The organism is Pseudomonas nitroreducens TX1, from assembly GCF_000313755.1.
GTDB classification, from domain to species: domain Bacteria; phylum Pseudomonadota; class Gammaproteobacteria; order Pseudomonadales; family Pseudomonadaceae; genus Pseudomonas; species Pseudomonas nitroreducens_A.
This window is the reverse complement of record NZ_AMZB01000093.1, coordinates 29,418-55,376: the sequence shown is the minus strand read 5'-3', so window position 1 is coordinate 55,376 and position 25,959 is coordinate 29,418. Positions and strand designations below refer to the sequence as shown.

The 25,959-nt window shown below is 63.7% G+C and carries 23 protein-coding genes; 10 read left to right on the top strand and 13 right to left on the bottom strand.

The features are described 5' to 3' along the window. The first annotated feature begins 19 nt into the window (after nt 1-19). The 10 genes from C167_RS0107895 (at nt 20) to C167_RS0107850 (ending at nt 9,994) form a co-directional block, all read left to right on the top strand. Nucleotides 20-784 (top strand): SURF1 family protein, encoded by a 765-nt coding sequence (locus tag C167_RS0107895; RefSeq protein WP_017517725.1) that lies wholly within the window; start codon nt 20-22, stop codon nt 782-784. Beyond that, the gene (locus C167_RS0107890) at nt 762-1,325 is read left to right on the top strand and encodes a hypothetical protein (protein ID WP_017517724.1); all 564 of its coding nucleotides are present in this window, start codon (nt 762-764) and stop codon (nt 1,323-1,325) included. The genes C167_RS0107895 and C167_RS0107890 overlap by 23 nt, the downstream gene beginning before the upstream one ends. Nucleotides 1,326-1,367: 42 nt before the next feature. Continuing rightward, nucleotides 1,368-2,441 (top strand): COX15/CtaA family protein, encoded by a 1,074-nt coding sequence (locus tag C167_RS0107885; protein WP_017517723.1) that lies wholly within the window; start codon nt 1,368-1,370, stop codon nt 2,439-2,441. Between the two features lie 75 nt (nt 2,442-2,516). Further along, nucleotides 2,517-3,419, top strand: a complete 903-nt coding sequence (gene cyoE / locus C167_RS0107880; protein WP_017517722.1) for a heme o synthase — start codon at nt 2,517-2,519, stop codon at nt 3,417-3,419. 131 nt (nt 3,420-3,550) lie between these two features. Further along, nucleotides 3,551-4,186, top strand: coding sequence for an SCO family protein (locus tag C167_RS0107875; RefSeq protein WP_017517721.1), 636 nt, complete (start codon nt 3,551-3,553; stop codon nt 4,184-4,186). Nucleotides 4,187-4,804: 618 nt separating this feature from the next. After that, a complete protein-coding gene (locus tag C167_RS0107870; protein ID WP_017517720.1) occupies nt 4,805-5,923 on the top strand; it encodes a Re/Si-specific NAD(P)(+) transhydrogenase subunit alpha in 1,119 nt (372 codons plus the stop codon). Between the two features lie 69 nt (nt 5,924-5,992). Further along, the gene (locus C167_RS0107865; protein ID WP_015474896.1) at nt 5,993-6,307 is read left to right on the top strand and encodes an NAD(P) transhydrogenase subunit alpha; all 315 of its coding nucleotides are present in this window, start codon (nt 5,993-5,995) and stop codon (nt 6,305-6,307) included. Between the two features lies 1 nt (nt 6,308). Continuing rightward, on the top strand, nt 6,309-7,745 hold the full coding sequence (locus C167_RS0107860) for an NAD(P)(+) transhydrogenase (Re/Si-specific) subunit beta (protein ID WP_017517719.1): 1,437 nt from the start codon (nt 6,309-6,311) through the stop codon (nt 7,743-7,745). Nucleotides 7,746-7,933: 188 nt separating this feature from the next. Beyond that, the gene (locus tag C167_RS0107855; RefSeq protein WP_017517718.1) at nt 7,934-9,430 is read left to right on the top strand and encodes an acetyl-CoA hydrolase/transferase family protein; all 1,497 of its coding nucleotides are present in this window, start codon (nt 7,934-7,936) and stop codon (nt 9,428-9,430) included. Between the two features lie 357 nt (nt 9,431-9,787). Further along, nucleotides 9,788-9,994 carry a DUF1127 domain-containing protein gene (locus tag C167_RS0107850; RefSeq protein WP_015474893.1) on the top strand — a complete coding sequence of 69 codons (207 nt, stop codon included), beginning with the start codon at nt 9,788-9,790 and terminating at the stop codon, nt 9,992-9,994. A gap of 72 nt (nt 9,995-10,066) precedes the next feature. Here the strand turns inward: C167_RS0107850 and C167_RS0107845 are convergent, their stop codons facing one another. The 13 genes from C167_RS0107845 to C167_RS0107785 all read right to left on the bottom strand — a co-directional run bounded on the left by C167_RS0107845 (nt 10,067) and on the right by C167_RS0107785 (nt 25,772). Then, nucleotides 10,067-11,224, bottom strand: coding sequence for a glycosyltransferase family 4 protein (locus C167_RS0107845; RefSeq protein WP_017517717.1), 1,158 nt, complete (start codon nt 11,222-11,224; stop codon nt 10,067-10,069). Continuing rightward, a complete protein-coding gene (locus C167_RS0107840; protein ID WP_017517716.1) occupies nt 11,225-12,358 on the bottom strand; it encodes a glycosyltransferase family 4 protein in 1,134 nt (377 codons plus the stop codon). It abuts the gene before it with no gap. A 1-nt stretch (nt 12,359) separates the two neighbouring features. Further along, a complete protein-coding gene (locus C167_RS0107835; protein ID WP_026078880.1) occupies nt 12,360-13,736 on the bottom strand; it encodes a glycosyltransferase family 4 protein in 1,377 nt (458 codons plus the stop codon). Next, on the bottom strand, nt 13,733-14,995 hold the full coding sequence (locus C167_RS0107830) for an ABC transporter ATP-binding protein (protein WP_017517714.1): 1,263 nt from the start codon (nt 14,993-14,995) through the stop codon (nt 13,733-13,735). Before C167_RS0107830 ends, C167_RS0107835 begins: the two co-directional genes overlap by 4 nt. Beyond that, nucleotides 14,995-15,792 carry an ABC transporter permease gene (locus tag C167_RS0107825; RefSeq protein ID WP_017517713.1) on the bottom strand — a complete coding sequence of 266 codons (798 nt, stop codon included), beginning with the start codon at nt 15,790-15,792 and terminating at the stop codon, nt 14,995-14,997. Before C167_RS0107825 ends, C167_RS0107830 begins: the two co-directional genes overlap by 1 nt. Further along, entirely contained in the window at nt 15,792-17,228 is a 1,437-nt protein-coding gene (locus tag C167_RS0107820; protein WP_017517712.1) for a mannose-1-phosphate guanylyltransferase/mannose-6-phosphate isomerase, read from the bottom strand. The genes C167_RS0107825 and C167_RS0107820 overlap by 1 nt, the downstream gene beginning before the upstream one ends. A gap of 3 nt (nt 17,229-17,231) precedes the next feature. Then, nucleotides 17,232-18,203, bottom strand: a complete 972-nt coding sequence (gmd, locus tag C167_RS0107815; RefSeq protein ID WP_017517711.1) for a GDP-mannose 4,6-dehydratase — start codon at nt 18,201-18,203, stop codon at nt 17,232-17,234. A gap of 203 nt (nt 18,204-18,406) precedes the next feature. After that, a complete protein-coding gene (locus C167_RS0107810; protein WP_017517710.1) occupies nt 18,407-19,312 on the bottom strand; it encodes a GDP-mannose 4,6-dehydratase in 906 nt (301 codons plus the stop codon). 138 nt (nt 19,313-19,450) lie between these two features. Continuing rightward, on the bottom strand, nt 19,451-20,683 hold the full coding sequence (locus C167_RS0107805; RefSeq protein ID WP_017517709.1) for an acyltransferase family protein: 1,233 nt from the start codon (nt 20,681-20,683) through the stop codon (nt 19,451-19,453). A 73-nt stretch (nt 20,684-20,756) separates the two neighbouring features. Further along, a complete protein-coding gene (locus C167_RS0107800) occupies nt 20,757-21,914 on the bottom strand; it encodes an acyltransferase family protein (protein WP_017517708.1) in 1,158 nt (385 codons plus the stop codon). Nucleotides 21,915-21,951: 37 nt separating this feature from the next. Continuing rightward, on the bottom strand, nt 21,952-22,782 hold the full coding sequence (locus tag C167_RS0107795) for a class I SAM-dependent methyltransferase (protein ID WP_017517707.1): 831 nt from the start codon (nt 22,780-22,782) through the stop codon (nt 21,952-21,954). 39 nt (nt 22,783-22,821) lie between these two features. Continuing rightward, complete coding sequence (locus tag C167_RS0107790; protein WP_017517706.1) at nt 22,822-24,327, bottom strand: glycosyltransferase; 1,506 nt, start codon at nt 24,325-24,327, stop codon at nt 22,822-22,824. Continuing rightward, nucleotides 24,324-25,772 (bottom strand): glycosyltransferase, encoded by a 1,449-nt coding sequence (locus tag C167_RS0107785; RefSeq protein WP_017517705.1) that lies wholly within the window; start codon nt 25,770-25,772, stop codon nt 24,324-24,326. Before C167_RS0107785 ends, C167_RS0107790 begins: the two co-directional genes overlap by 4 nt. Nucleotides 25,773-25,959: the final 187 nt, after the last annotated feature.

The following is a 25,959-nucleotide window of genomic DNA, read 5'->3' as shown; positions in this document are numbered from 1 at the left end:
TGGGGTTGAGGGGGATGTCTTGCAGTATAGCCAGCACGCAACACAGCACAGCCCAGGCCGCGCCACGCGCGCCTTCCGGCCCGGCATCGCGCCGACCCTGGTGGTCCTCGCGCTGCTGCCGGTGCTGATCGGCCTGGGCTTCTGGCAACTGTCCCGCGCCGCCGAGAAACGTACCCTCCTCGCCGCCGCCGAAGTGCAGCGCCAGCAGGACCCGATCAGCATCGCCGAACTGGAACGCCAACCGCCGCGCAGCTACGTTCGTGTGCGCCTGCAAGGCCAGTTCGACGCAGAACACACCGCCCTGCTCGACAACCGCACCCGCAACGGCCAGGCGGGCGTCGAGGTGCTGCAACCCTTCTTCGACCGCATCGGCCACCAGTGGCTACTGGTCAACCGTGGCTGGGTGCCCTGGCCCGACCGGCGCGTGCCGCCGAAGATCGACACGCCCCATCACGACCTCCTGCTGGACGCCTGGACCTACGTCCCGCTGTCCGCCGGCCCGAGCGCTCCGCTCGCCGGCTGGCCACGCCTGATCACCTGGGTGGACGCCCCGTTCCTGTGGGATCAGCTCGGCCGCGAAGGCAGCCCGCTGGAAATCCGCCTGGAGCCGGGCGACGCCGCCTTCGACACCGACTGGCCGATCGTCGCCATGCCGCCGGAACGCCACGTCGGCTACGCCGTGCAGTGGTTCGCCCTGGCCATCGCGCTTTCCGCCCTCTACCTCTACCTCGGTATCCGTCGCGCACGGGAGACCCTCGACCATGACCGCCATGACTCTGCCTGACGCCTCCGCCCGCCGCCGCGGGCGCGTACAACTCCTGCTGATCCTCGGCATGGTGCTGGGGCCGATGCTGCTCGCCACCGCTATGTACAAGCTGCAGTTCTGGGTGCCCGAGGGCCGCAGCTACCACGGCGACCTGATCGCCACCGGGCAGACTCCAGCTGACCTGGGCGTGCAGGACGACAAGGCCAGCGATCGCTGGCAGTTGCTGGTGACGGCAGCGGAAACCTGCACCAGCGACTGCCAGCAACTGGTCTACCTGGCGCGCCAGATCAACATCGGCCTGGGCCGCGAAGCCAGCCGTGCCGAACACGCCCTGGCCTTCGCCAAGCCCCTGCCGGCCAAGTTCACCGACCTGCTCGACAAGGACTACCCGCGCCTGCAGCGCCTGGGCCTGACGCCCAACCCGCACACCGGCGCCCAACCGCAGCTGTGGATAGTCGACCCCCACGGCAACCTGGTGCTGCGCTACGACGCCAACGCCAACGGCAAGTCGATCCTCAAGGACCTGCAGCTGCTGCTGAAGCTGTCGAACATCGGTTAATTCGGTCGAGCCCCACGACAACAACAAGATCGGGAGCGACGCATGATCCAGGCAAGACGCAAACCCGCCTTCTACCTCGCCGTGCTGGCCACGGCGCTGGCCTTCGTGGTCATCCTGCTGGGCGCCTACACCCGCCTGACCCACGCCGGCCTCGGCTGCCCGGACTGGCCCGGCTGCTATGGCTTCGTCCACGTGCCGCTGAACGAAGCGCAACTGGCCCACGCCGAGATGCACTTCCCCGACTCGCCGGTGGAGGCGCAGAAGGGCTGGAACGAGATGATCCACCGCTACTTCGCCGGCAGCCTCGGCCTGCTGATCCTTGGCCTCGCGGTGCACGCACTGGTGCGTCGCGGCCGTGACGGCCAGCCCATGCGACTGCCGCTGCTGCTGCTCGCAGTGGTGATCGCCCAGGCGGCGTTTGGCATGTGGACGGTCACCCTCAAGCTCTGGCCGCAGGTCGTCACTGCACACCTGCTGGGCGGCTTCACCACGCTGTCGCTGCTGTTCCTGCTGAGCCTGCGCCTGTCCGGCGCCTTCGCCCCGCTGCAACTGCCATCGAAGCTGCGCGCCCTGGCAGCGCTGGCGCTGCTGATGGTGATCGGGCAGATCGCCCTCGGCGGTTGGGTCAGCAGCAACTACGCGGCGGTGGCCTGCATCGACCTGCCGATGTGCCATGGGCAGTGGTGGCCGGACATGGACTTCGCCAACGGCTTCCACCTTACCCAACACATCGGCCCGAACTACCTGGGCGGCCAGCTCGACAGTGACGCCCGCACGGCCATCCACATGACCCACCGCATGGGCGCGCTGGGCGTGACCGCGGTGATCCTGCTGCTGGCCTGGAACCTCCAGCGCCACGGCCTGATCGGCATTACCGCACTGATGCTGCTGGGGCTGTCCTTCCAGGTCGGCCTGGGCATCAGCAACGTGTTGCTGCACCTGCCGCTCCCGGTGGCGGTGGCGCACAACGGCGGCGGCGCCTTCCTGCTGCTGATGCTGGTGCTGGTGAACTACCGGGTGCGCGCACCCGCGGCAAAACGCGTCGAACTGCCCGCCAGCAGCCCGATGGCCCTGGACGCCCTGGAGCGCCCGGTGGCCTATCCCTCGCAGGGATGAGATTGCAGCCCAGTTGAGCACGATGGCCGGCACCGAGGCGCGCCGGTCCCCATCAAGAAGTGAGGAGAAATGCCCATGGCCAGTGTCATCAGCACTTCCAGCCAAGCCAGCTGGCGCGACCTGCTCGAACTGACCAAACCCAAGGTCGTGCTGCTCATGCTGATCACCTCGCTGATCGGCATGCTGCTCGCCACCAAGGCCGGCGTGCCCTGGCAGGTGCTGGTCTTCGGCAACCTCGGCATCGGCCTGTGCGCTGGTGGCGCGGCGGCGGTGAACCACGTGGTGGACCGCCGCATCGACTCGATCATGGCGCGCACCCACAAGCGCCCGCTGGCCGAGGGCCGTGTGTCGCCGCCCCTCGCGCTGGGCTTCGCCATGCTGCTGTCGGTGGCCGGGATGGCGGTGCTGCTGGTGTTCACCAATGAGCTCACGGCCTGGCTGACGCTGGCCTCGCTGCTGGGCTATGCGGCGCTCTACACCGGTTTTCTCAAGCGCGCCACGCCGCAGAACATCGTCATCGGCGGCCTCGCCGGCGCCGCCCCGCCGCTGCTGGGCTGGGTCGCAGTGACCGGGCAGGTTTCCGCCGAACCGCTGCTGCTGGTGCTGATCATCTTCGCCTGGACCCCGCCGCACTTCTGGGCGCTGTGCCTGCACCGCAAGGACGAATACGCCAAGGCCGACATCCCGATGCTGCCGGTGACCCACGGCGAGCACTACACCAAGCTGCACATCCTGCTCTACACCCTGGTGCTGTTCGCGGTAACCCTGATGCCCTTCGTCATCCACATGGCCGGGCTGGTCTACCTGCTCGCCGCGCTGGCCCTGGGCGCGCGCTTCCTCGACTGGGCCTGGGCGCTGTACTGCGGCAGCCGACCCCATGCGGCGATCAAGACCTTCAAGTACTCTATCGCCTACCTGTTCCTGCTGTTCATCGCGCTGCTGGTGGACCACTACCTGCCGTTGCACCTGAACTACTGAGGCCGGTTCGCGAGCAAGCTCGCTCCTACAAGGAAGCACCATCACTGTAGGAGCGAGCGAACATCGCCGCTCCCATACCAAGGGTATGAACAGCAGCTCGAAGCCCAGACGTCCCGACCCACGAGAACCCCATGTCCCGAGTCAACAAGACCGTCTTCATCCTCGTCGCCATCGTCGCCCTGATCCTCGGCCTCACCGTCCAGAAGGTACTCAACCAGCGCCACCAGCTCGACCCGACCGTGCTGCTCGACGCCGGCATCGTGATCCTGCCGCAGACCCGCAGCGTCCCCGACCTGACCTTCACCGACCAGGACGGCCAGCCGTTCCAGACCGCCAGCCTGAAGGACAAGTGGTCCCTGCTGTTCTTCGGCTACACCTTCTGCCCGGACGTCTGCCCCACGACCCTGGCGCAACTGCGCGAGTTGCAGACCAAGCTGCCGCCGGACGTGGCGAAGAACCTGCAGGTGGTGTTCGTCAGCGTCGATCCGCACCGCGATACCGCGCCCCGCATCAAGGAATACCTCGGCTTCTTCAATGCCGGCTTCAAGGGCATCACCGGCTCGGAAGAAAACGTACAGAAGCTGGCCAACGCCATGAGCATCCCCTACATCCCGGCGGACACCAGCAAGCCCAACTACACAGTCGACCACAGCGGCAACCTGGTCATCATCGGCCCGGACAACACCCAGCACGGTTTCATCCGCGCGCCGCTGCACAACGACAAGCTGGCGGCCCAGCTGCCCAGCGTTATCAGCGCGAACAATTGATCCCCCGCGACACCGTGTCTCACCCCCAACGGCCACCCGATAACGGTGGCCGTTGTTTTTTCTGTGTCACTCCCGCGCCGGCAGGACAACCGCGAACTTTCTGCTGAACCTCTTCCTTAGGCTCTGATCCGGCGCAATGCGCGGATTTGAAGCCTCGCGCGGGATTTCCTGACCTCGTAGTCAATGTAAAAAATCTGCTACAGAAAATCAGGCATCAGTAATGACTCATACTCCATATTAGAAACATTAATTAACACCTATGCCTGAGCCTGTTGCAGGATTACCGGGCCTTTCGGTGGGTATGGGGAGCCTCTGATGGGTGGTCATTCACGGCGAGGATGACGTTTCCGTCCGGTCACAATAGGCAATTAGGCTAAACACCAAGGCACACGCGGCCTCGGTGGCGACCGGAAAACCATTAGTCCAAATGTGACTTGTAGTTATCGCTGCGTACCACTCCAGAACTTCTTGAAGCCCCCCAGGCTAGATTGCACAATGCCGCGGCCACCGGGTCACCCGCCCGGCCACTAAAACAAGAAAAGACCGTTGCCAGTTCGATAACCCGGGTCGCCAACGTAGTAGCCCGGACAATCCCAGGATCACGCAGGAGATTTGCAAGTGCAGATCGGTGTACCCCTCGAGACCCAAGGCGGTGAGACGCGGGTCGCAGCAACGCCGGAGACGGTCAAGAAACTGATCGGGCAAGGCCATCAGGTGGTCATTCAGAGCGGTGCGGGCGTCAGCGCCAGCCAGCCGGATGCCGCTTACGAAGCCGTTGGTGCGAAGATCGGCACTGCCGCCGATGCCTTCGGTGCAGAGCTTGTGCTGAAGGTTGTCGCGCCCAGCGAAAGCGAGCTGGCGCAGATGAAGCCGGGTACCGTGCTGATCGGCATGCTCAACCCCTTCAACAACGAGAACATCGCGCGCATGGCCGAACGCGGCGTCACCGCCTTCGCCCTCGAGGCTGCGCCGCGTACTTCCCGCGCGCAGAGCCTGGACGTGCTCTCCTCCCAGGCCAACATCGCCGGCTACAAGGCCGTGATGCTCGCTGCCAACCACTACCCCCGCTTCATGCCCATGCTGATGACCGCCGCCGGCACCGTTAAGGCCGCCCGCGTGCTGATCCTCGGCGCCGGCGTTGCCGGCCTGCAGGCCATCGCCACGGCCAAGCGCCTGGGCGCGGTAATCGAGGCATCGGACGTACGCCCGGCGGTGAAGGAGCAGATCGAATCCCTGGGCGCCAAGTTCGTCGACGTACCCTACGAGACCGATGAAGAGCGCGAGTGCGCCGAAGGTGTTGGCGGCTATGCCCGTCCGATGCCGGCGTCGTGGATGGAGCGCCAGGCCAAGGCCGTGCACGAGCGCGCCAAGCAGTCGGACATCGTCATCACCACCGCACTGATTCCGGGCCGCAAGGCGCCGACCCTGCTGCACGAGGCGACCGTCGCCGAAATGAAGCCGGGCTCGGTGGTCATCGACCTCGCGGCATCCCAAGGCGGCAACTGCCCGCTGACCGAGGCCGACCAGGTCGTGGTCAAGCACGGCGTGACCATCGTCGGCCTGAGCAACCTGGCCGCGCTGGTGCCAGCGGACGCCTCCGCACTCTACGCACGCAACCTGCTCGACTTCCTCAAGCTCACCCTGACCGCCGAAGGCTTCACGGTGAACCTGGAAGACGACATCGTCGCCGCGTGCCTGATGTGCCGTGACGGCCAGATCGTGCGCAAGAACGGCTGAAGCTCCAAGCCCTTCTTATATAAGAACGCGCCGGACCCCGCGTCCGGCCCTGAAGACCGGTGAGAAACTATGGAAGACATGCTGATCTCCCACGGCATCTACAACCTGATCATCTTCGTGCTGGCGATCTACGTCGGCTACCACGTGGTCTGGAACGTCACCCCTGCCCTGCACACCCCGCTGATGGCGGTGACCAACGCCATTTCGGCAATCGTGATCGTCGGCGCCATGCTGGCCGCTGCCCTGACCGTCACCCCGCTGGGCAAGGCCATGGGTACCCTGGCCGTGGCCCTGGCTGCAGTGAATGTGTTCGGTGGCTTCCTGGTCACCCGCCGCATGCTGGAAATGTTCAAGAAGAAAGCGCCGAAGGCGGAGAAGCACTGACATGAGCATGAACCTCGTCACCCTCCTCTACCTCATTGCCTCGGTCTGCTTCATCCAGGCGCTCAAGGGCCTGTCGCACCCGACCTCGTCGCGCCGCGGCAACCTGTTCGGCATGGTCGGCATGGGCATCGCGGTGCTCACCACTGTGGCCCTGGTGTTCAAGATCAGCAGCGAGATCGCCACCACCGGCATCGTCTACGTGATCGTCGGCCTGCTGATCGGCGGCACCGCCGGTTCGATCATGGCCAAGCGCGTCGAGATGACCAAGATGCCGGAACTGGTCGCCTTCATGCACAGCATGATCGGTCTGGCCGCCGTGTTCATCGCCATCGCCGCCGTGGTCGAGCCGCAGTCCCTGGGCATCGTGCAGAACCTGGGCGACACCATCCCGTCCGGTAACCGCCTGGAGCTGTTCCTCGGCGCGGCCATCGGTGCCATCACCTTCTCCGGTTCGGTGATCGCCTTCGGCAAGCTCTCGGGCAAGTACAAGTTCCGCCTGTTCCAGGGCGCCCCGGTGCAGTTCACCGGCCAGCACATGCTCAACCTGGTGCTGGGCCTGACCACCCTGGGCCTGGGCCTGCTGTTCATGTTCACCGGCAACCTGACCGCCTTCGTGGTGATGCTGGCCCTGGCGTTCGTCCTCGGCGTGCTGATCATCATCCCGATCGGCGGGGCGGACATGCCCGTGGTCGTGTCGATGCTGAACTCCTACTCCGGCTGGGCCGCGGCAGGTATCGGCTTCTCGCTGAACAACTCGATGCTGATCATCGCCGGCTCCCTGGTCGGCTCCTCGGGTGCGATCCTCTCCTACATCATGTGCAAGGCGATGAACCGCTCGTTCTTCAACGTCATCCTCGGTGGCTTCGGCGCCGAAGCCGACGCTGGCGGCCCGGCGGGCGCCAAGGAAGCCCGCCCGGTGAAATCCGGCTCGGCCGACGACGCCTCCTTCCTGCTGACCAACGCCGACAGCGTGATCATCGTCCCCGGCTACGGCCTGGCGGTGGCCCGTGCCCAGCACGCGCTGATGGAGCTGGCGGAGAAGCTGACCCATCGCGGCGTCAACGTGAAGTTCGCCATCCACCCGGTTGCCGGCCGTATGCCGGGCCACATGAACGTCCTGCTGGCCGAGGCCGAAGTGCCTTACGAGCAGGTGTTCGAGATGGAAGACATCAACTCCGAGTTCGGCCAGACCGACGTGGTGCTGGTCCTGGGCGCCAACGACGTGGTGAACCCGGCGGCGAAGAACGATCCGAAGTCGCCGATCGCCGGCATGCCGATCCTCGATGCCTACAAAGCCAAGACCGTGATCGTCAACAAGCGCTCGATGGCCAGCGGCTACGCCGGCCTGGACAACGAACTGTTCTACCTGGACAAGACCATGATGGTCTTCGGCGACGCCAAGAAAGTCATCGAAGACATGGTCAAGGCGGTCGAATAAAAAACGACCACTGGTCCACAAGACACCGGCCTCGTGCCGGTGTCTTGCTTTTGCGCAATGGAAAACCCGCTGGACATTGGTAGTAAAGAGGCCCCCGCCGGACGATTTTTCGACCTTGGTATAAGAGCCAAAAATCGCCGAGTCCCTAGACTGGCGGCCTCGCACTTCCTACTGCCCGAGGTTTTCCCATGTTCCGTGATCGCGTGCGTATGTCCTCCCTGTTGGACAAGGTGATGACTGCCGACCAGGCCGCGGCCCTTATCAAGGACGGCATGACCGTCGGCATGAGCGGTTTCACGCGCGCCGGCGAAGCCAAGGCCGTACCCAAGGCCCTCGCCGAGCGCGCCAAGCAGGAGCCGCTGCGCATCAGCCTGATGACCGGTGCCAGCCTGGGCAACGACCTCGACAAGCAGCTCACCGAAGCCGGCGTGCTGGCCCGCCGCATGCCCTTCCAGGTCGACAGCACCCTGCGCAAGGCGATCAACGCCGGCGAGGTGATGTTCATCGATCAGCACCTCTCCGAAACCGTCGAGCAGCTGCGCAACCACCAGCTCAAGCTGCCGGACATCGCCGTCATCGAAGCTGTCGCCATTACCGAGGAAGGCCACATCGTGCCGACCACCTCGGTGGGCAACTCGGCCAGCTTCGCGATCTTCGCCAAGCAGGTGATCGTCGAGATCAACATCGCGCACAACACCAACCTGGAAGGCCTGCACGACATCTACATCCCGACCTACCGCCCGACCCGCACGCCGATCCCGCTGACCAAGGTCGACGACCGCATCGGCAGCACCGCCATCCCGATCCCAGCGGAAAAGATCGTCGCCATCGTCGTCAACGACCAGCCGGACTCCCCGTCCACCGTGCTGCCGCCGGACGACGAGACCCAGGGCATCGCCAACCACCTGATCGACTTCTTCAAGCGTGAAGTGGACGCCGGCCGCATGAGCAACAGCCTCGGCCCGCTGCAGGCCGGTATCGGCAGCATCGCCAACGCCGTGATGTGCGGCCTGATCGAGTCGCCCTTCGAGAACCTGACCATGTACTCCGAAGTACTCCAGGACTCGACCTTCGACCTGATCGATGCCGGCAAGCTGCGCTTCGCCTCGGGCAGCTCCATCACCCTGTCGAGTCGCCGCAACGCCGACGTGTTCGGCAACCTGGAGCGCTACAAGGACAAACTGGTGCTGCGTCCGCAGGAGATCTCCAACCACCCTGAAGTGGTCCGTCGCCTCGGTATCATCGGCATCAACACCGCGCTGGAGTTCGACATCTACGGCAACGTTAACTCCACCCACGTGGGCGGTACCAAGATGATGAACGGCATCGGCGGCTCGGGCGACTTCGCCCGCAACGCGCACCTGGCCATCTTCGTCACCAAGTCCATCGCCAAGGGCGGCAACATCTCCAGCGTGGTGCCGATGGTCAGCCACGTCGACCATACCGAGCACGACGTGGACATCCTCGTCACCGAAGTGGGCCTGGCCGACCTGCGTGGCCTGGCACCGCGCGAGCGCGCCCGGGTAATCATCGACAACTGTGTGCACCCGTCCTACCGCGACGCCCTGAACAGTTACTTCGAAGCCGCCTGCGAGCGCGGCGGCCATACCCCGCACATCCTGCGCGAGGCCCTGGAGTGGCACATCAACCTGGAAGAACGTGGCCACATGCTGGCGGCGAGCTGATCCGGAGCCTTTTGCGGGTCATTCAGCAATGAATGGCCCGCAAGGGTTTACAGCCGAAAAAAAACCACGTAAAAACACTCCTGAACAGATTTTTATCCCGCTCCAACTGTTCAGCTCTCCCCGCCGCCACCCTGGCCGACACCCTCGAAATACCTCAGACGCCTATCAATTGCGCACCAGAATGGAGCGCAACGGTACAGTTCGCCCCAAAAAACACCATTACAGTTCAAAATTACAATCGGGTGAGTAGCCACAATACAGCTCAACTGTACCTGTCATCCCTGACCAAAAAGTCAGATCATATGCTCAATCCATTCAGCAACTGACTACTCGCCACAAGCGAGAAGGATGACCACCATGGAACGTACCCTCGGTTCCGCAGCTCTGAGCACTACCCGTAGCACCTCCAGCGCCCACCGTGGCCTCGTCGGCACCGTCCGCCTGTGGCAGCGCCGCATGGAAAGCCGCCGTCAGCTGGCCCGTCTGGACTCCCGCCTGCTGGCCGACGCCGGCATCAGCGAAGCCCAGCGTTACGCCGAACTGAACAAGCCGTTCTGGCGCTGATTTAACGGTACAACTGAGCCCCTATCTCCAGGCTCGCCCTAACTGTACTGGTAAGTTCGTTGCCCCGGCCGCTCAGCCAGAGCGGCCCTCGGGCAACAACCCCTCCTTCTCTGCTCTCTCGTCCAGCAGATTGCGATACAGATCTGCCCAGACGCGCCCCATGGCATCCGCCGTGAACAGCTCCTGATAGCGAGCTTCTGCCTGCCGCCCCATTTCTGCCGCCTGCTCGGGATTATCCCAACACCATTTCATCGCCTGACGGAACGCCAGGGGATCGCTGGGAGGCACCACCAGGCCGGTGAGTCCATTGGCATTGATGAAACTGGTACCGGTGCCGATCTCGCTGGAGATCATCGGCTTGCCATACATGGCACCTTCCAGCAGGGAAATGCCGAAGGCTTCCGAGCGCAGGTGCGAGGGGAACACGATCGCCCGCGACAACTGCAGCAGGGCTACCTTGTCCTCCTCGCTCACCCGCCCGACGAAGCGCACATGGGACTCGACGCCCAGTGTGGCAGCCTGGTCTTTCAACTGTTGCTCCAGCGGGCCGGCGCCGACTATCACGACCGGGTAGCCGGTGCCCTGCACCGCTTCCAGCAGGATGTGCAGCCCCTTGTAGTAGCGCATAACACCGACGAACAGGAAGAACTGTTCCCCTACCTCGCGTCGCCAGCGCGCCGCGCACTCCTCTGAAGGAACCGGGTACGCCTGCTTGTCCAGTCCGTAGGGAATGACTTCTGCCTTGTGCTGGTAGCGGCGCAGGGTCTCGCTGGAGCCCAGGTAGTTGGGCGATGCCACAACAATACGGTCCACGCTGTCGAGGAAGCGGTGCATCAGCGGCCGGTACAGTTTTAAGAGATGCCGCTGGCGAACGATATCCGAGTGGTAAGTCACCACCGCCGGCTTGTCGAGGCCCGCGAGCAGGTGCACCACATCCATGAACGGCCAGGGAAAGTGGAAATTGATGATGTCCGCTTCTGCCGCCAGCCGGCGGAACTGCGGCACGACGCTATAGGAAAAGCCTGTGGAGGCCAGTTGCAGGTCGAGGCGCGCACGGTAGACGCGATGCCCATCAACCATCAGTTCGGCCGGTTCGGGGTTCGAACTCAGGGTGAGTACCTGGTGCTCGATGCCGTGATGCTGCCCGGTCCGGCAGAGCTGGTTGATCACCTGCTCGATACCCCCCACGGAGTCGGGCAGATAGGTCTTGAAGAAGTGCAGTACGCGCATTCAGCCTCCCACAGCCTTTCGGTAGGCTTCGCTGGTTATGCGGGCGCATCGCTCCCAGCTGAAGTCCCGGGCTCTTTCCAGCCCCAGCACCCGGCAGCGTTGCCCGAGAGAAGAGTCGTCCACCAGTTCCTGCAGGGCGGAACACATCTCCTGCGGATCATGGGCATCGACATAGATGCCAGCCTCCCCCGCCACTTCCGGCAGCGAGGAGGTACGCGTCAGTAGTACCGGCACACCACTGGCCATCCCTTCCAGCACAGGCAGGCCGAAGCCTTCGTACAGCGAAGGGAAAAGCAGGGCCTTCGCCCCGGCCAGCAACTCCGCCAGAACGTCGTCGCTCTGGTAGCCCAGTACTTTCGCCCAGCCCCCTTTTACCGCTGTATCCAGCGTCTCATCGAGGCCTTCGTTGTGCCAGCCTGGCATTCCAACTATCACCAAAGGCAGGCGCGACCGCAGCGCCGCGGGCAGCTGGGCATGGGCCCGCAGCGCCAGCTGAAGGTTCTTGCGCGGCTCCAGCGTGCCGACGCAGATCAGATACTGTCCCGCCGACAATCCAAACGACGCCAGCATGCTCGCCAGCTCTGCTTCCGAACGAGGGCGAAAGCGCTCTGCATATCCCAGGGGCGCCACAACGACCCTGTCATCGGCCAGGGCGAAATGGCGGCGGATCTCTCCGGCGACATGTTCGGAATCCGCCAGCACGACCTGCGCGCGCTCGACGCCGCGGCCGACATGGCGTTCGATCTCGGCCAGGCGATCGGCGGGCTGGGTGTGCGGGTAGTGCACATGCGTCAAGTCGTGGAGTGTCATGACCATGGGCCCGTCAAACTCCAACGGCCACAGGCTGGGCTCGTGGTACAAGTCGACCGCTCGCTGGCGCAGTCCGCGGTCAAAGCTGCCCTGTTCCAGCCAGCGGCGAATGCGGTAGGCACCAGGCACTCGCTTGGCCAGCGCGGAGCGGCGCGAATATCCAGGCATGGGGGCAGGAGGCAGATCGACCGCCCACTGACGGCCGAGAAACAGCTGCAAGCTGACCTCCGCCTGCTGCTGTAGCGCCCGAGTCAATGCGGACACGTACTGGCCGATGCCGGTCCGCGGCGCCTGGAGGATGCGGGCGTTCAGCGCAACGTGCACGCTAACTCACTTCGACTTCAGGCTGTGGCTGGGGCAGCTTGCGCAGCGTCAGGGCAGCCAGCACGCGGCTGACCAATTGCCGGCTGGCATCGCGCCAGGTCAGCCAGCTCCAATCGGCGGCGGCCCGGCTTGCCGGGAAGCGGCCGCTGCCTTCGAACGCCTGCACCAGCTCAGCCAGGCTTTCGGGCCGTTGCAGATCGAAGTAGGCAACGAAGTCGCCTCCGACTTCGCGGAACACCGGAATGTCGCTGGCCATCACAGGCAAGCCTCGCTGCATGGCTTCAACCAGCGGCAAGCCGAAGCCCTCGACGTAGGACGGGAAGACCAGCGAGCGGGCATGGGCGTAAGCGTATTCCAAGCCCCGATCATTGAGGCGGTTGAACATGAACAGGCGCTTGTCGAGTTCCTTGTGGCGTCGGATGCGATCCATCAGGTCTTCGCACTTCCAGCCATAGCGACCGATGATGCACAGTCGCGCCGGCGAGCCCTGCGCCCACAGGCGCTCGAAAGCATCGAGCAGGTAGGCGTGGTTCTTGCGCGGCTCGATGGTGCTGACCATCAGGTAGACCGGCGCGCCCGCATCGAACATCTGCACCAACTTGCCATCCAGGCTCGAGGCATCGTGCACCAGGTCCAGTTCCGAGCCCAGATAGAAGTGTTCGAACCACAAGCCGCGGGCAACTTCCTCCCCACGCCGGCGGACGATCTCGGCACGCACTTGGTCGCGGATGGTGGTGGAGATACAGATGAAGCCATCCGCCATTTCGACGATCCAGTCGAACCACCGGTCGAACACCTTCACCAGCCCGGCATCGCAGAACTGCGGGTGTGTGCAGGGAATCAGATCGTAGATCACCGAGATCAAGCCGACCCCTTCAGCCTTCAGCTTTTCTGCCACCGGAAAGAAATCGGCATGCCAGGAAGAGTCGAGCAGCAGCAACTGGTCGCCAGGCTGGACCTCCAGCGGCTCCAGGCGCTCAGGCACGATGTGATTGCGCGAGGCGAACATTGCGAAGCGCAGCGGCAGGGTGATCCCCAGGCTGGCCAGCTTGCACAGCACGTAGAGCACGCGCCGGGCGTTGTGGGAGCTGCTCATCGGCCAGCGCCGCTCCAGGCTGGCATGCCGGACCCAGTAGTCGTTGCGCCACTGTTCCAGGGCGATTTTCATGCGACTGTGCCAGGGCAGTTCCTTGGTCGACAACGGCGCCAGGTGCAGTACCCGGTGCATGCGCCCGTTGATGAAGGCCACCGGAATGCATTCGGTCCCGCCCTCGGCGTCTTCAAGGTGGCGAATGACATTGCGCACCACGCGCTGGATGCCGGAATTCACGTGGGGATGTTCGAAGACGTAGGTGCATTCGACGAGCAGGCGCATCAGGAGTGCTCTCCACTGCGTTGGACCAGGGAACCGCTGGGGAAGTGCTCGATGCTGGCGCGCGCATCCAGCCAGGAGTAGCCGATGAAGTTTTCGCGGGTGCTGTTGACCACATGGAAAATCATCGCGCAGTCGCGCCATTCGTAGTTGCCATCCAGGTGCGAGTCGAGCCGTGAAAGACTCAGCGACACCGAATAGTTGCCAGCCCCCAGGCGCATGGGGAAGGCGTAGCGATAGACCAGTCGGTCCCCGGTCTTAAGGCCCTTCTGCACCTGCTTGAGGCGGTGCGAGTTGATGCCATACATCGCCTGTCCGAGCCGATCCTTGAGCATGAAACCAAGCACCAGGCGGTCGACGTCCTGGCAGACGCGCACGCCCACCTCCAGCACCACGTCGTGGCCGACTTCGACCAGATCGATGTCCTTGCCGCCGGCGTCCAGCAGACGTACCGACTCGATTTCCGCCTCGCCCGTGCCGGAGATGGTCCGGGCCTTGCCGTTGGCTAGCATTTCCTGGCGCACAAGGTGGTTGAGCCCCTCGCCCATCCGCGCGTGGTAGTAGTCCATGACCATTTCCGGGTCACCCTGCATGGCCACCTGGCCGAACTCCAGCAACACCGCGCGATCGCAGATGGACTGAATGGAGAAACGGTCGTGGGAAACGATCAGCAGCGTGGTACCGGCGCGACGGAAGCTGCGGATGCGCTCGAAACTCTTGTGCTGGAAGTAGGAGTCACCGACCGACAGCGCCTCGTCGATGATCAGCACATCCGGGCGCCGGGCGGTGGCCACGCTGAACGCCAGGCGCATCTGCATGCCACTGGAGTAGGTGCGCACCGGCTGGTCGATGGCGTCGCCGATTTCGGCGAAGGCCTCGATCTGCGGGAACAGCGCGTCGATCTCGCCACGCTGCAGTCCGAGCAGTTGGGCGGCCATGTAGACGTTCTGCCGACCGGTGAACTCCGGGTGAAAGCCCATGCCCAACTCGAGCAGGGCCGATACCGTGCCGCCCACCTCGCAGGTGCCGCTGGTGGGTTGGGTGGTACCGGTGATGATCTTGAGCAGGGTGCTCTTGCCCGCGCCGTTGGAGCCAACGATGCCGACCGCCTCGCCCGGCTCGATTTCCAGCGAAATGTTCTGCAGCACCCAGTGCTTGTGGTGCCGCGGCTTGCCGCCGGGAACGATCCACTCGATCAGGCGCGACCAGCGCTTGGGATACTGACGATAGGCCTTGCCCAGCTGTTGAATGCGGATATGGCCCATCAGAGTTCGTCCACCATTTCGCCCGCGCGAGCGCGGTACAACGCCATGGCCAACAGGCACAGCAGCGCACCGGAAACCATTACCGGCAGCAGTTGCGGCCACTGCGGCCACTGGCCATGGAGAAACAGGTTCTGGTAGGCCTGCATCAGGCCGGTCAACGGATTTAGCTGCACCAGCCGGCCGATGGATTCAGGCAGGATGGTCAGCGGATAGACGATGGGCGTCAGCCAGAACCAGAACTGCAGGAGGATGCCGAACAACTGCCCGACATCGCGGAAGAACACATTGAGCACACCGACCAGCATCCCCAGGCCGACGGCGAACATCAGTTGCAGCGCCAGCAACAACGGGAACGCCAGCAACGCAACGCCGGGCAGGCGCCCGGTGATGAGCAGGAAGCCAATGAACAAGGCGAAAATGATGGCGAAATTCAGCAACGCGTTGCAGACGCTGACCACCGGCAGGCACAGACGCGGGAAGCTCAGCTTCTTCAGCAGATTGGCGTTCTCCAGGAACATGTTCAGGCAGCGGCTGACCACCTCCGAAAACAAGCCCCAGGTCAGCAGGCCGGCGCACAGGAACACGCTGTAGGCCATTTTGTCGTCCACGCCCGGCAGCCGCGCACGCATCACTTCGGAAAAGATCACGGTATACACCAGGATCATCGCCAGGGGATTGAGGACGGTCCAGGCCGCCCCCAGCAACGAGCCGCGATAACGCGACTCGAACTCCCGCCGCACGCTGCCCGCGATGAAGCCGCGGTACTGCCAGGCGCCTTTCAGACTGCTCAGCGACATCAGACGATCCTGCCGTAGATATCCTCGAAGCGGACGATATCGTCCTCACCCAGGTATTCGCCGCTCTGCACCTCGATCATCACCAGGTCGATCACGCCCGGGTTCTCCAGGCGATGACGGTGGCCGGCGGGGATATAGGTGGACTCGTTGCTGTTCACCAGGCGCACCGACTCGCCGTTGGTGACCTTGGCCATGCCCTGCACCACGACCCAATGCTCGCTGCGATGGTGGTGCATCTGCAGCGACAGGGCAGCACCGGCCTTGACCACGATGCGCTTGATCTTGAAGCGCGGGCCTTCCTCAAGAACGGTGTAGGTTCCCCACGGGCGGCTGACGGTACGGTGAAGGCGGTAGGCCTCGTTCTCGGTGTCCTTCAGTTGCTTGACCACCTTGCGAACATCCTGCGCGCGCTCGGCGTTGGCGACTAGAATCGCGTCCGCCGTCTCCACCACGATCAGCCCCTCCACCCCGACGGTGGCGATGAGACGGTCTTCGCTCTGCACGTAATTGTTCTTGCTGTCGACGAAGATGGCATTGCCCGTCGCCCGGTTGTTGTCGGCATCGGCCTCCACCAGCGCGCTCATCGCGGTCCAGGAGCCGATATCGCTCCAGTCGAACGCGGCAGGGATCACGGCAACGCGGTCGGAGCGTTCCATCAGCGCATAATCGATGGAGATGTCCTCCAGCGCACAGAAGTGCTCCGAAGGCAGTTCCTGCTGGACCAGATTGCCGAAGTCGACCGGCTGGCTGGCCATCTGGCAACCAATAGCCAGTTCGAGCATCTGGGGCGCGTGCTTCTCCAGCTCACTGATGAAGGTGCCGACGGTGAAGCAGAACATCCCCGAGTTCCACAGGAAGGTGCCGGCCTGCAGGAAGCCCTTGGCGGTCGCCAGGTCGGGTTTCTCGACGAAGCGCTTCACGCGGCTGCCGCCCTTGCTGTCCAGGGCATCGCCCATCTCGATGTAGCCGAAACCGGTTTCCGGCGCGTTGGGCACGACACCGAAGGTCACCAGGTGCCCTGCCTCGGCCAGCTCCACGGCATGCTCGACGCAACGACCGAAGGTCTCGACATCGCGAATCAGATGGTCCGCCGGCATCACCACCATGGTCACGTCATCGCCGTGCAACGCCCTCAGCGCCAGTGCGGCGACCGCGATGGCGGGCGCCGTGTTGCGGCCGGCGGGCTCAAGGATGAAATGGCCGCGCTGGCGCAGCTTGGCCGACTGGAAGTGATCCTTGCTCTGGAAGTAGTAGTCACGGTTGGTCACCGTGACGATGTGTCCTTCCGCCCCCAGCAAACTTGCCGCGCGCCAGTAGGTCTTGCTCAGCAGCGACTGGCCGTCGGGCATCGCCATGAACGGCTTGGGCTGGCCTTCACGGGAGACCGGCCACAGCCGGGTGCCGGCTCCACCGGAAAGGATGACAGGGACGAGCATGCATCACTCCTTGTCAACGCGACGCAGGTCGGCGTCAACCATCATGTGGATAAGGTTCTCCAGGCTGGTTTTCGGGCTCCAGCCCAATACGCGCTCGGCCTTTCCAGGGTTGCCCAGCAGCACGTCCACTTCCGCCGGGCGGAAGAATGCCGGGTCGATGACCACATGATCCTGGTACTTCAGACCCACATAGTCGAAGGCGATGCGGCACATCTCGCGCACCGTGGTGGTGACACCGGTGGCCACCACATAGTCGTCAGGCTTGTCCTGCTGCAGCATCAGCCACATGGCTTCGACGTAGTCGCCGGCGAAGCCCCAATCACGCTTGGCGTCGATGTTGCCCAGGCGCAGTTCGTTCTGCTTGCCCAGCTTGATACGCGCCACTGCGTCGGTAACCTTGCGGGTCACGAACTCGATGCCCCGCAGCGGCGACTCGTGGTTGAAGAGGATGCCGCTGGACGCGTGCAGCTTGAAACTCTCGCGGTAGTTCACGGTGATCCAGTGACCATAGAGCTTGGCCACGCCGTAGGGGCTGCGCGGATAGAACGGTGTGTTCTCGTCTTGCCGCTCGGCCTGGATCAGGCCGAACATCTCGCTGGTGGATGCCTGATAGAAGCGGGTTTCCGGGTTGAACTGGCGGATGGCCTCCAACAGGTGAGTCACCCCCAGGCCATCGACGATGCCGGTGGTGACGGGCTGGTCCCAGGAGCTTCCGACAAAGCTCTGTGCACCGAGATTATAGAGTTCATCCGGCTTGGCCTTGATGACGGCCCGCTGTACGGACGATGCGTCCGCCAGATCGCCGTCGAGGTAGACCACCTCGGACTCGATCCCCAGTTCACGCAAGCGCCAGCGCGTATCGCTGCTACGGCGAGCTACCAGACCGTGGACCTTGTAGCCCTTTTCCAGCAGCAGTTTCGCAAGGTAGGCGCCATCCTGTCCGGTCAGACCGGTGATCAGAGCACTTTTTGTCATTCTTCTAGCATCCGTGGTGGCTCGCAGATGAGAGCGCTGCGAGCTCGTTGTAGTTATGCCGGAGGCTTGATCGGCTTCCACCCGAACGGCGCCTCCGCGTACTGCACGTTACCTGGTACCCCATTCCCCTTGGCAGGCATGGCGGGGTCTTGAAGCGGCAACAGGTCTTGCCGTCATGGGCGGCCAACAGCCAGCCGCCGCCGTCACTCCTGCAATGCGCGGACATTCCAGTCCGCCAATACATCCAGCAGGATCTGTTCCATTGCGTAAGCCGGTTTCCAGCCGGTCTCACTCTGCAGTTTGGCGCTGCTGCCGCGCACACGCCTCTGCTCGGCCTTGCGCATCCGTTGCGGGTCCTGGCGTATCTCCAGATCAACCCCGGCCAGCGAGGCCATCTGGCCGATCAGATCGCGAAGGCGATACTCCTGGCCCGAGCATACGTTGTACACCTCCCCCGAGCGCCCGTTGTCGAGCAATGCGAAGTAGGCCGCCAAAACGTCCCGTACATCGAGGAAATCGCGGGTGACGTCGATGTCTCCCACCTCGATATACGCATCCTGTAATCCATGACGGATACGCGCGAGCTGTCTTGCAACCGCCGGTATCACGAAATCGGCCTTCTGGCCCGCGCCCACGTGGTTGAACGGGCGTGCCACCATCATGCGCCAAGGTTCGGTGAAGCTCCACTGCTGACACAGCAACTCTGCCGATAGTTTGCTCACTCCATAAGGATTGCGGGGCCTGGGCAACTGCACTTCGGTAATGGGCAACTGATCCTCGCTCACCTGCCCGTATACATCGCCGGAGCTGACGTAGAGAAAGGCTCCGGAAAAGCCGCATCGCTTGAGTGATTCGAGCAGGTTCAGCGTCCCGATCAGATTCACCTGCAAGGTCCCGGCGGGATCGCGAAACGCCTGCGGTACGAACGTCTGGCCAGCCAGGTGGATCACGGCATCCGGCACATCATTGCGCAGGTACCCATCGAAAGCCCCAGGCTCGGTCAGATCCAGGCGCGGCAGCTCCATCAACTGCCATTGCGGCCCCAGCGACGCCCGCAGCCGGGAGCCCACGAAACCGGAAAGCCCTGTTACCAGTAGTCGCTTGTTCAAAGGCCAGTCTCTCTGATTGTTCTAAAGGAAAGGAACCCAAAATGGCTGACCGGTTGGTCACGAGCAATTGAGCCGCGCTTTTCGCCTGTTATGACCCGAAAACCGTCCCGAGGTTTGCAATGACCGAACCTGCAATGCTCACTCGGATGCACGCGCATTCACTCCGTCGGTCCGATTTCCCGCATCCGGCTGAGTGTCCGGATGCGGGGCGTCAACAACGGGACCACCGCCGGAAAACCGCTCCAGACGTTCCCGCGCAATCCGCGCACCTTTGCGGCGCAGCGGCTCTTCGACAAATCGATAATTCAGCTCACTGGCGATCAACGCAATCGCCAATGCAGTCACCACCAGTTCCGGCGTGAAGGACTTGTCGAGCTCGACACCTTGCGCGGCGGCAAAGCGGTACCAGATCTCTCGGCTCGCGTGATAGGCGCAAATATGGATGACATACAGGCCGTAGGAGCGGGAGCCCAGCCAGAGCAGTGGCCGCGACAGCACCGCCGGGCAGTACAGATACCCCTGCTGGTAGCTGGCAATCCACACCAGCAGCAATGCCACGATGGCAATCAACCCCACAGCGATAGGCATCGCGATGAGTTGCCCGGGGATCGCTCCCAGCAGGTAGAACAGCACGCCGGCGAATGCCAGTCGCAGCCAGGTGTTGTTGCCCAGGAAGGTGGGCTCGAATTGACGAAGCAACGGTGTACGGCCCGCCAGGCACAGCAGCACGCCCCACATCATCGCGTCGAGCCGGAAGGAATTGAGCATGGCGCTGGTCGGCGTGCCGAACATGTTGCGATCCAGACCGAACTGCAAGGCGATCAGCGCCAGCAGGAGCCCGACGCGCCAGCGGAAGGCCGTCACGCAGAGCAGGAAGAACGGCAACAGGAAGTAGAACTGCTCTTCCAGCGCCAGGCTCCAGTAGACCGCATTGGGACCCAGCATGCCGTTGTACTGATTCGCCAGGTTGCCAGTGAAGGTCGCCACAGCCGCAAAGCTGCGCAGGTTCTCGAACCAGGAACCAAAAGCGCCACTGCGATTGAACAGCACCGAGAGTGCCAGGGGAATCAGGATCCACAACCAGGCAGTAGGCAGCAGCCGGTAGAGGCGCCGCAGCCAGAAGCTCTGGGCCGCGATGGCATAGCTGCCCTGCTGCCGATGCTGATCGAAATAGTCCAGATAGCTTTTGCAGACGATGTAGCCGGAGATGCAGAAGAACAGGTCTACGCCCGACCAGGGCATGTACACATTGAAGAAGCTGGCGAAGATCCCGTCGTAATAGGGCAACAGCATCGGCACGTGGCACAACAGGGTCATGCCGATAGCGAAGGCCCGCAGGTACTCGATCTCCAGATTTTTTCCCTGGCTCATGCGCAGTCCTCGACTTTCCTCACTTCCTGCATGGGAAGCCGTTTGCCGGCCGATGCCGGCCATCTCCCGAAGATCACCGCCCCAGCCCCTGCTCAACTGCCAGGCCACCCGAGGGCTCCGGCGTCTCACCCGCCACTCGCCGCGCCATCAAGGCTCCGCGACGACGCAGTGGAGTTTCCAGCAGGCGGAAGTTCAGCTCGCTCAGTACGACGATCAATGCCGCCGCGGACAGCACGAAGGGATAGAAGAAGCGCTCATCCACGGGCAGTTGCGGATACAGGCGCGACCAGCATTCGCGGACGGCGAAGAACACCGGCACATGGATGAGGTAGATGGCATAGGAGCGCGTACCAACCCAGATCGCTGCCCGGCGCCAGGGTCCCGGCGCAATGAACAGTTCCGCGTCATAGGACGCCAGCCAGACCAGCACGATGGAACAGATCGCCACCAGGCTGAACTTGTAGGTGCCCACGTCCAGGGTGTCCGACCAGAAGGCTCCCATGAGCAGACTAAAGGCAGCCAGCAACAGGCTGCCACCGCGGGCGGGCAGGAGCGTGCGCAGGCGCTCGTAGGAAGCCGTCCGGCTCCAGATTGCCAGCAATACGCCGAGCATCAGGGCGTCGCTGCGGAACATCACCATCAGCAGACCGCGGGAGGCGAACAACTGGTACGCCACCAGAAAGACCAGTACGTAGACCAGCCAACGGCGAGCCAGCAGAGCAAGCAGCGGCAGCGCGATGTAGAACTGCTCCTCCAGCGACAGGCTCCAGTAAACGAAGCTGGCGCCGTACTCGCTGCGCATGAACGTCTCGGCAAAGCGCCAGTTGGCGAACTGCAGCACGCCTGCATAAGTCGCATCCAGGTTGGCGCCCCAGGTGCCGAACACGCCCGTGCGATTGAAGTACACGACCGCCAGCAGAACAGCCACGAGCCAGAACCAGGCCGAAGGCAACAAGCGCCAGGCGCGACGCACCCAGAAGGCGAGAATGCAACGCCATGCCGTGCCGGCTTGCGCAGCAGCTCCCAGGCGCGGCAGCAGATCACGGGCGATGACGAAACCGGAAATGGCGAGGAACAGGTCCACGCCAAAGCCGCCGGAAAAATGCGCAGTCAACGCATCGAAGCGCGGCGAAGCCCAGGAAATCAGATTGCCATGGGCATGGTGCAGCACCACGAAGAGTACTGCGAAGGCGCGCAGGATCTCGATGTCGGCAATCCGCCCCTTGCTCATTGGCTGCACCGGGTGTTCATCTGCACGACTCTCCTGCCTACAAAGGCTTGCGCGCAATGATCGCCTGGCTCTTGGGCATGGCGCGATCCAGGGCCTTCTTGATGCGCGGGCCTTCTTCGGTGGCCAGCATCATGTTCCAGGTGCGCGTCCAGCTATCGAGCAGCGGGTGCCACGGCGGCGACAGGTCCTGCTTGCACGCCCAGAAGAAGAACCACCACACCGACCAGTAGAAGCCGTAGTGGGCCTGGCGCTCGATGACCAGCCCCGCATCGCGGATCAGCTGCTCGAAGGCTTCGCGCTCGAACACTCGAATATGGTTGGGATGTTCGAAATAGGCAGGAGGAGCCAGTTCCTTCTGCACGCTTTCCCCCAGGGGGTCGGGCACGGTGATCAGGTAGAGCGCGCCGGGTTTGCCGACGCGGACCAGTTCGCTCATGAACTGGGCCGGGTCCTCGACGTGCTCCAGCACCTCCATCGCCACGACCTTGTCCACCCGCGCATCGGGCAGCGGAATCGGGTTCGCATCGGTGACCAGCGGCAGCATGGCCCGCACATTGGAGCCCTGCAGGGCGCGCTCGACGCCGGCCACCTTGTCGGCGTCGATGTCGGCGAAGATCACCTCGGCGCCACGCTGGGCGCAGAACTGTACGAAGGGACCGTCGCCACAGCCGATATCCAGCACCGAGTCCTGCGCACTGATCGGAAAGCCCTCGAACAGCTCATCGGTTTCCTGGTGGAACCAGCCGCTGAGGTAGGTATCGGTGAGCGTCGACAGGTCCTCCACCGGCACGGCAGGCGGCGGCGCGGCCTCCTGCGGTTCGGTAAGGGGTACCGGCTTGCGCCCCAGGCTTTTGATGAACTCCAGCATGTCAGCTCCCGCTATGACTTCGTATGTGCCGCGGCGCCTTCAGGCAGCGCTTGTGGCCAGAAACGCCTCGAGGCGACCACGACCAGCCGCCAGCGAGCAGTGCGTGCGCATTCGTTCCATTGCTGCATCCGACATGCGCTTATAGCGCTCTGGCTGCGCCGTGTAGCATTGGAAGGCGGCACGATAGGCTTCCACCAGCGAGGCCCAGTTGATCTGGTGACGCAGCGTGCGGTAAGCCAGCCGTGGATCGTGCGGCCAGGCGGTCGCATCCAGCCAAGTGGCCACTTCGAAGGCGACGCTCTCGTCGATGTAGTCAGCCATCGCCGAATGCCGAGGAGCAATCGCCGGCTTGCCGCAACTGAGGAACTCCATCAGCGGCAGACACTGGCCCTCGCCGTGCGAGGCATTGACGATATATGCGGTATGTCGGATCAGCTCGTCGAATTCGGAACGATCCAGATAGCCGTGCAACAACACGACACGGCACTGGAAGGCCGGCATGCGCGCCATGCACATCAGCATGTCATTCATCGCCGACTCGTACTCGTGGTGGCCCAGCTTGAACAGCAGCGTGGCTTCGGGAGTGTCGCGGAAGGCACTGCAGAACGCGGTGAGCATGTCGACCCAGTTCTTGCGGCCATCGTACGGATTGAACACGGCCGTGAAGACCACGCCGGACAGGGTCAACCGATGCTCGCCCAATGGCAGCGGTGGCATCGCCTCTTCATCCACGTCCACATCCGGCAGGCCGCCGGGTTCCACCGGGTTGGGCGGCTCCATGCGTGCGGGCGCGGGCTCTGCGGCGTGCGGTAGAACCGGCACCGGCGCTCGCCAGGCCAGGCGATACCACTCCACCAGGTAACGCAAGGTGATACGCGCCAGCGACTGGCGCCCGGCTGCGCGAGGCTCCGCAGGTTCGGTCTTTGCCGCCGGCAGTTCGCGGGCGCGCGCACTGGCAACTGCGCGGGTGACAGCATCGGTATTGGGAATATAGGGAGCCAGCGACAGGTCATGGGTATCCACGACTACGCCGGAGCGAACGGTCAGGACCACCGGCTCGCTTGGCAGGCCGACGGGCTGCTGGCGCAGGGAGGCAAACTTGTCCCACACCGGCGCGGGGATCGAAACCACTGGGAACGCTGCGCCCAGTTCGGCCTGCGTAGCCTCGACAGTAAGCCCGGAATGGGTGATGGCGCGACCACAGCGCTGCAATACCGCCGCCCAGTTCTGCCGCTCGTCCTCCAACCACGACTGGTTGGGAATGGAATCGAACTCCCAGGCGAACACCGGAACGGTCGGGCACTGCAGATTCAATGGCGTCTTGTGCGGAGGCGTAAAGCTGAGGAACACGCATTGCTCGCCGCGATCGAGCGCTTGGCGATAGAGCGCATCGACATCCTCGACCCGCTCCACCACCGCGACTTCGCCCAGGCCGCGCAGCAGCGGGAGGAACTCCTTGAGCACGAAGTAGTAGCTGTAGTCCGGCAGCCCCAGGCTCGCTTCGATTTGCGCGCTGTTGACCTCGGAGTGAACCAGAAATCTCATTCTGCCATCCCTCCGGCGATGCGGGCAGGAGCCGGCACCACGTGATCGGCATCCAGCACATCGCCCAGGAAGGCTTGCAACGCGCTCGCCACCGCCTGCAGGGAGCTGAACGCCTCCATGCGCTTGCTGGCAGCACGCGACATCTGCACATAGACCTGCGGCTCGCGGGTCGCCACCACGTGACTGCGGCGGAACGCTTCCATCAGCGACTGCCAGTTCAGCCGGTGCCGGTGCGTGACGAGCATTCCGGTGGGGTCGTGGGGCCAGCAGGTCGGCTCCAGCGCACCCTCGACAACGAACGCCATGCGTTCATCCAGGTAATCGGCCATCGCCGTATGCCGCGGTGCCAGCGCCGGTTTCCCCGCACTGAGAAACTCCATCAACGGCAGGCAAAGGCCCTCGCACGACGAGGCATTCACGTAGTAGTCGGTGGCCGAGACCATCGCCTGGTACTGCTCGTCCTCGAGGAAGCCGTGCAGGACGACCACCCGGCAGGAGAAGGGGGCCAGACGGGACAGCAGCGTCATCAGCACGACCCGGTAATGTTCCAGGTCGTGGTGGGTCATCTTCACCAGCAACACGGCATCGGGCGTATCACGGAACGCCCAGCAGAAGGCGGTGATCAGGTCGATCCAGTTCTTCCGCCCATCGGCAGGATTGAGAACCGTGGTGTACACCACACCATCCACCAGGACATCGCGAACCTGCGGCGCAGGCGGCGTCGGAACGCTGGGAGCGGCGACTTCCGCCCGGCCGAACACCTCACGGCGCCAGCCGTCGAATAGAAGCCGGCCAATCTCCAACCGCTGCTTCCAGCGCGACGGTGGCCTTGGTACGTCCACGGTCTCCGCCGCAGGCTGCGGCGCTTCCGCGCGGCGAACCAGGCCATCGGCGCTGAGCCCCAGCAGCGGACTGTCGATGACAACGCCCGAGAACGGGATGCGTCGCTCACCCTGGGCCAGGCGAACGGGCGCGACCTTGCCTGCACCGAAGCGCTCCCAGATCGGAGCGGGTGCCGCCAGCACAGGCAGATGACGATGTTGCGCGGCGACCAGGGCGGCGGCCTCCCGACTCGTCGCGATGGCGCCCTGAACGCGCTCGAAGACATAGCGCCAGTCGTTACGAGGATCGCCCTCCCAGGCGATGTTGGGCAGGCTGTCGAACTCCCAGGCGAACAGCGGAACAGTCGGGCAACGCAGGCCAAGCGGCGTCTGTTGCGGCGGGCTTACGCTGATGAACACCACCGGCCGGCCGGCCGCATGGTGCTGATCATAGAGCGCCTCGACCTCGGCGATGCTGCGCACTTCGACCACCGTGCCGATCGCTTCGAAGGCCGGCAAGAACTCCTTCAAAAGGAAGTAGTAACTGTATTCCGGCTTGCCCAGCGAGCTATGGATGGTGTCCTGGCTGATTTTCGAGCCAATGAGAATAAGCAGATCCATCATGCGGACGCAGGCCCCGTTCCCGCGCTGTTTTTTGTTATGACACGACCGGCTTGACCGGTGCGCTTTTCAAGGAAGGCATGCATAGCACCAGTTCTTCGAGGCGCTGGCAAGCATCTGCAGACATTGAGTACACCTCAGGCGATAACCCGTCCGTACAGTTGCCAAACACGTGGAACTGGCCAAGCGC

Coding starts and splice junctions, on each gene's coding strand:
- C167_RS0107795 (WP_017517707.1), bottom strand. CDS start 22,782: ATGCTGGAGTTCATCAAAAGCCTGGGGCGCAAGCCGGTACCCCTTACC.
- C167_RS0107855 (WP_017517718.1), top strand. CDS start 7,934: ATGTTCCGTGATCGCGTGCGTATGTCCTCCCTGTTGGACAAGGTGATG.
- C167_RS0107785 (WP_017517705.1), bottom strand. CDS start 25,772: ATGATGGATCTGCTTATTCTCATTGGCTCGAAAATCAGCCAGGACACC.
- gmd (WP_017517711.1), bottom strand. CDS start 18,203: ATGACAAAAAGTGCTCTGATCACCGGTCTGACCGGACAGGATGGCGCC.
- C167_RS0107885 (WP_017517723.1), top strand. CDS start 1,368: ATGATCCAGGCAAGACGCAAACCCGCCTTCTACCTCGCCGTGCTGGCC.
- C167_RS0107865 (WP_015474896.1), top strand. CDS start 5,993: ATGGAAGACATGCTGATCTCCCACGGCATCTACAACCTGATCATCTTC.
- C167_RS0107890 (WP_017517724.1), top strand. CDS start 762: ATGACCGCCATGACTCTGCCTGACGCCTCCGCCCGCCGCCGCGGGCGC.
- C167_RS0107805 (WP_017517709.1), bottom strand. CDS start 20,683: ATGAGCCAGGGAAAAAATCTGGAGATCGAGTACCTGCGGGCCTTCGCT.
- C167_RS0107860 (WP_017517719.1), top strand. CDS start 6,309: ATGAGCATGAACCTCGTCACCCTCCTCTACCTCATTGCCTCGGTCTGC.
- C167_RS0107790 (WP_017517706.1), bottom strand. CDS start 24,327: ATGAGATTTCTGGTTCACTCCGAGGTCAACAGCGCGCAAATCGAAGCG.
- cyoE (WP_017517722.1), top strand. CDS start 2,517: ATGGCCAGTGTCATCAGCACTTCCAGCCAAGCCAGCTGGCGCGACCTG.
- C167_RS0107820 (WP_017517712.1), bottom strand. CDS start 17,228: ATGCTCGTCCCTGTCATCCTTTCCGGTGGAGCCGGCACCCGGCTGTGG.
- C167_RS0107850 (WP_015474893.1), top strand. CDS start 9,788: ATGGAACGTACCCTCGGTTCCGCAGCTCTGAGCACTACCCGTAGCACC.
- C167_RS0107800 (WP_017517708.1), bottom strand. CDS start 21,914: ATGAGCAAGGGGCGGATTGCCGACATCGAGATCCTGCGCGCCTTCGCA.
- C167_RS0107845 (WP_017517717.1), bottom strand. CDS start 11,224: ATGCGCGTACTGCACTTCTTCAAGACCTATCTGCCCGACTCCGTGGGG.
- C167_RS0107825 (WP_017517713.1), bottom strand. CDS start 15,792: ATGTCGCTGAGCAGTCTGAAAGGCGCCTGGCAGTACCGCGGCTTCATC.
- C167_RS0107875 (WP_017517721.1), top strand. CDS start 3,551: ATGTCCCGAGTCAACAAGACCGTCTTCATCCTCGTCGCCATCGTCGCC.
- C167_RS0107830 (WP_017517714.1), bottom strand. CDS start 14,995: ATGGGCCATATCCGCATTCAACAGCTGGGCAAGGCCTATCGTCAGTAT.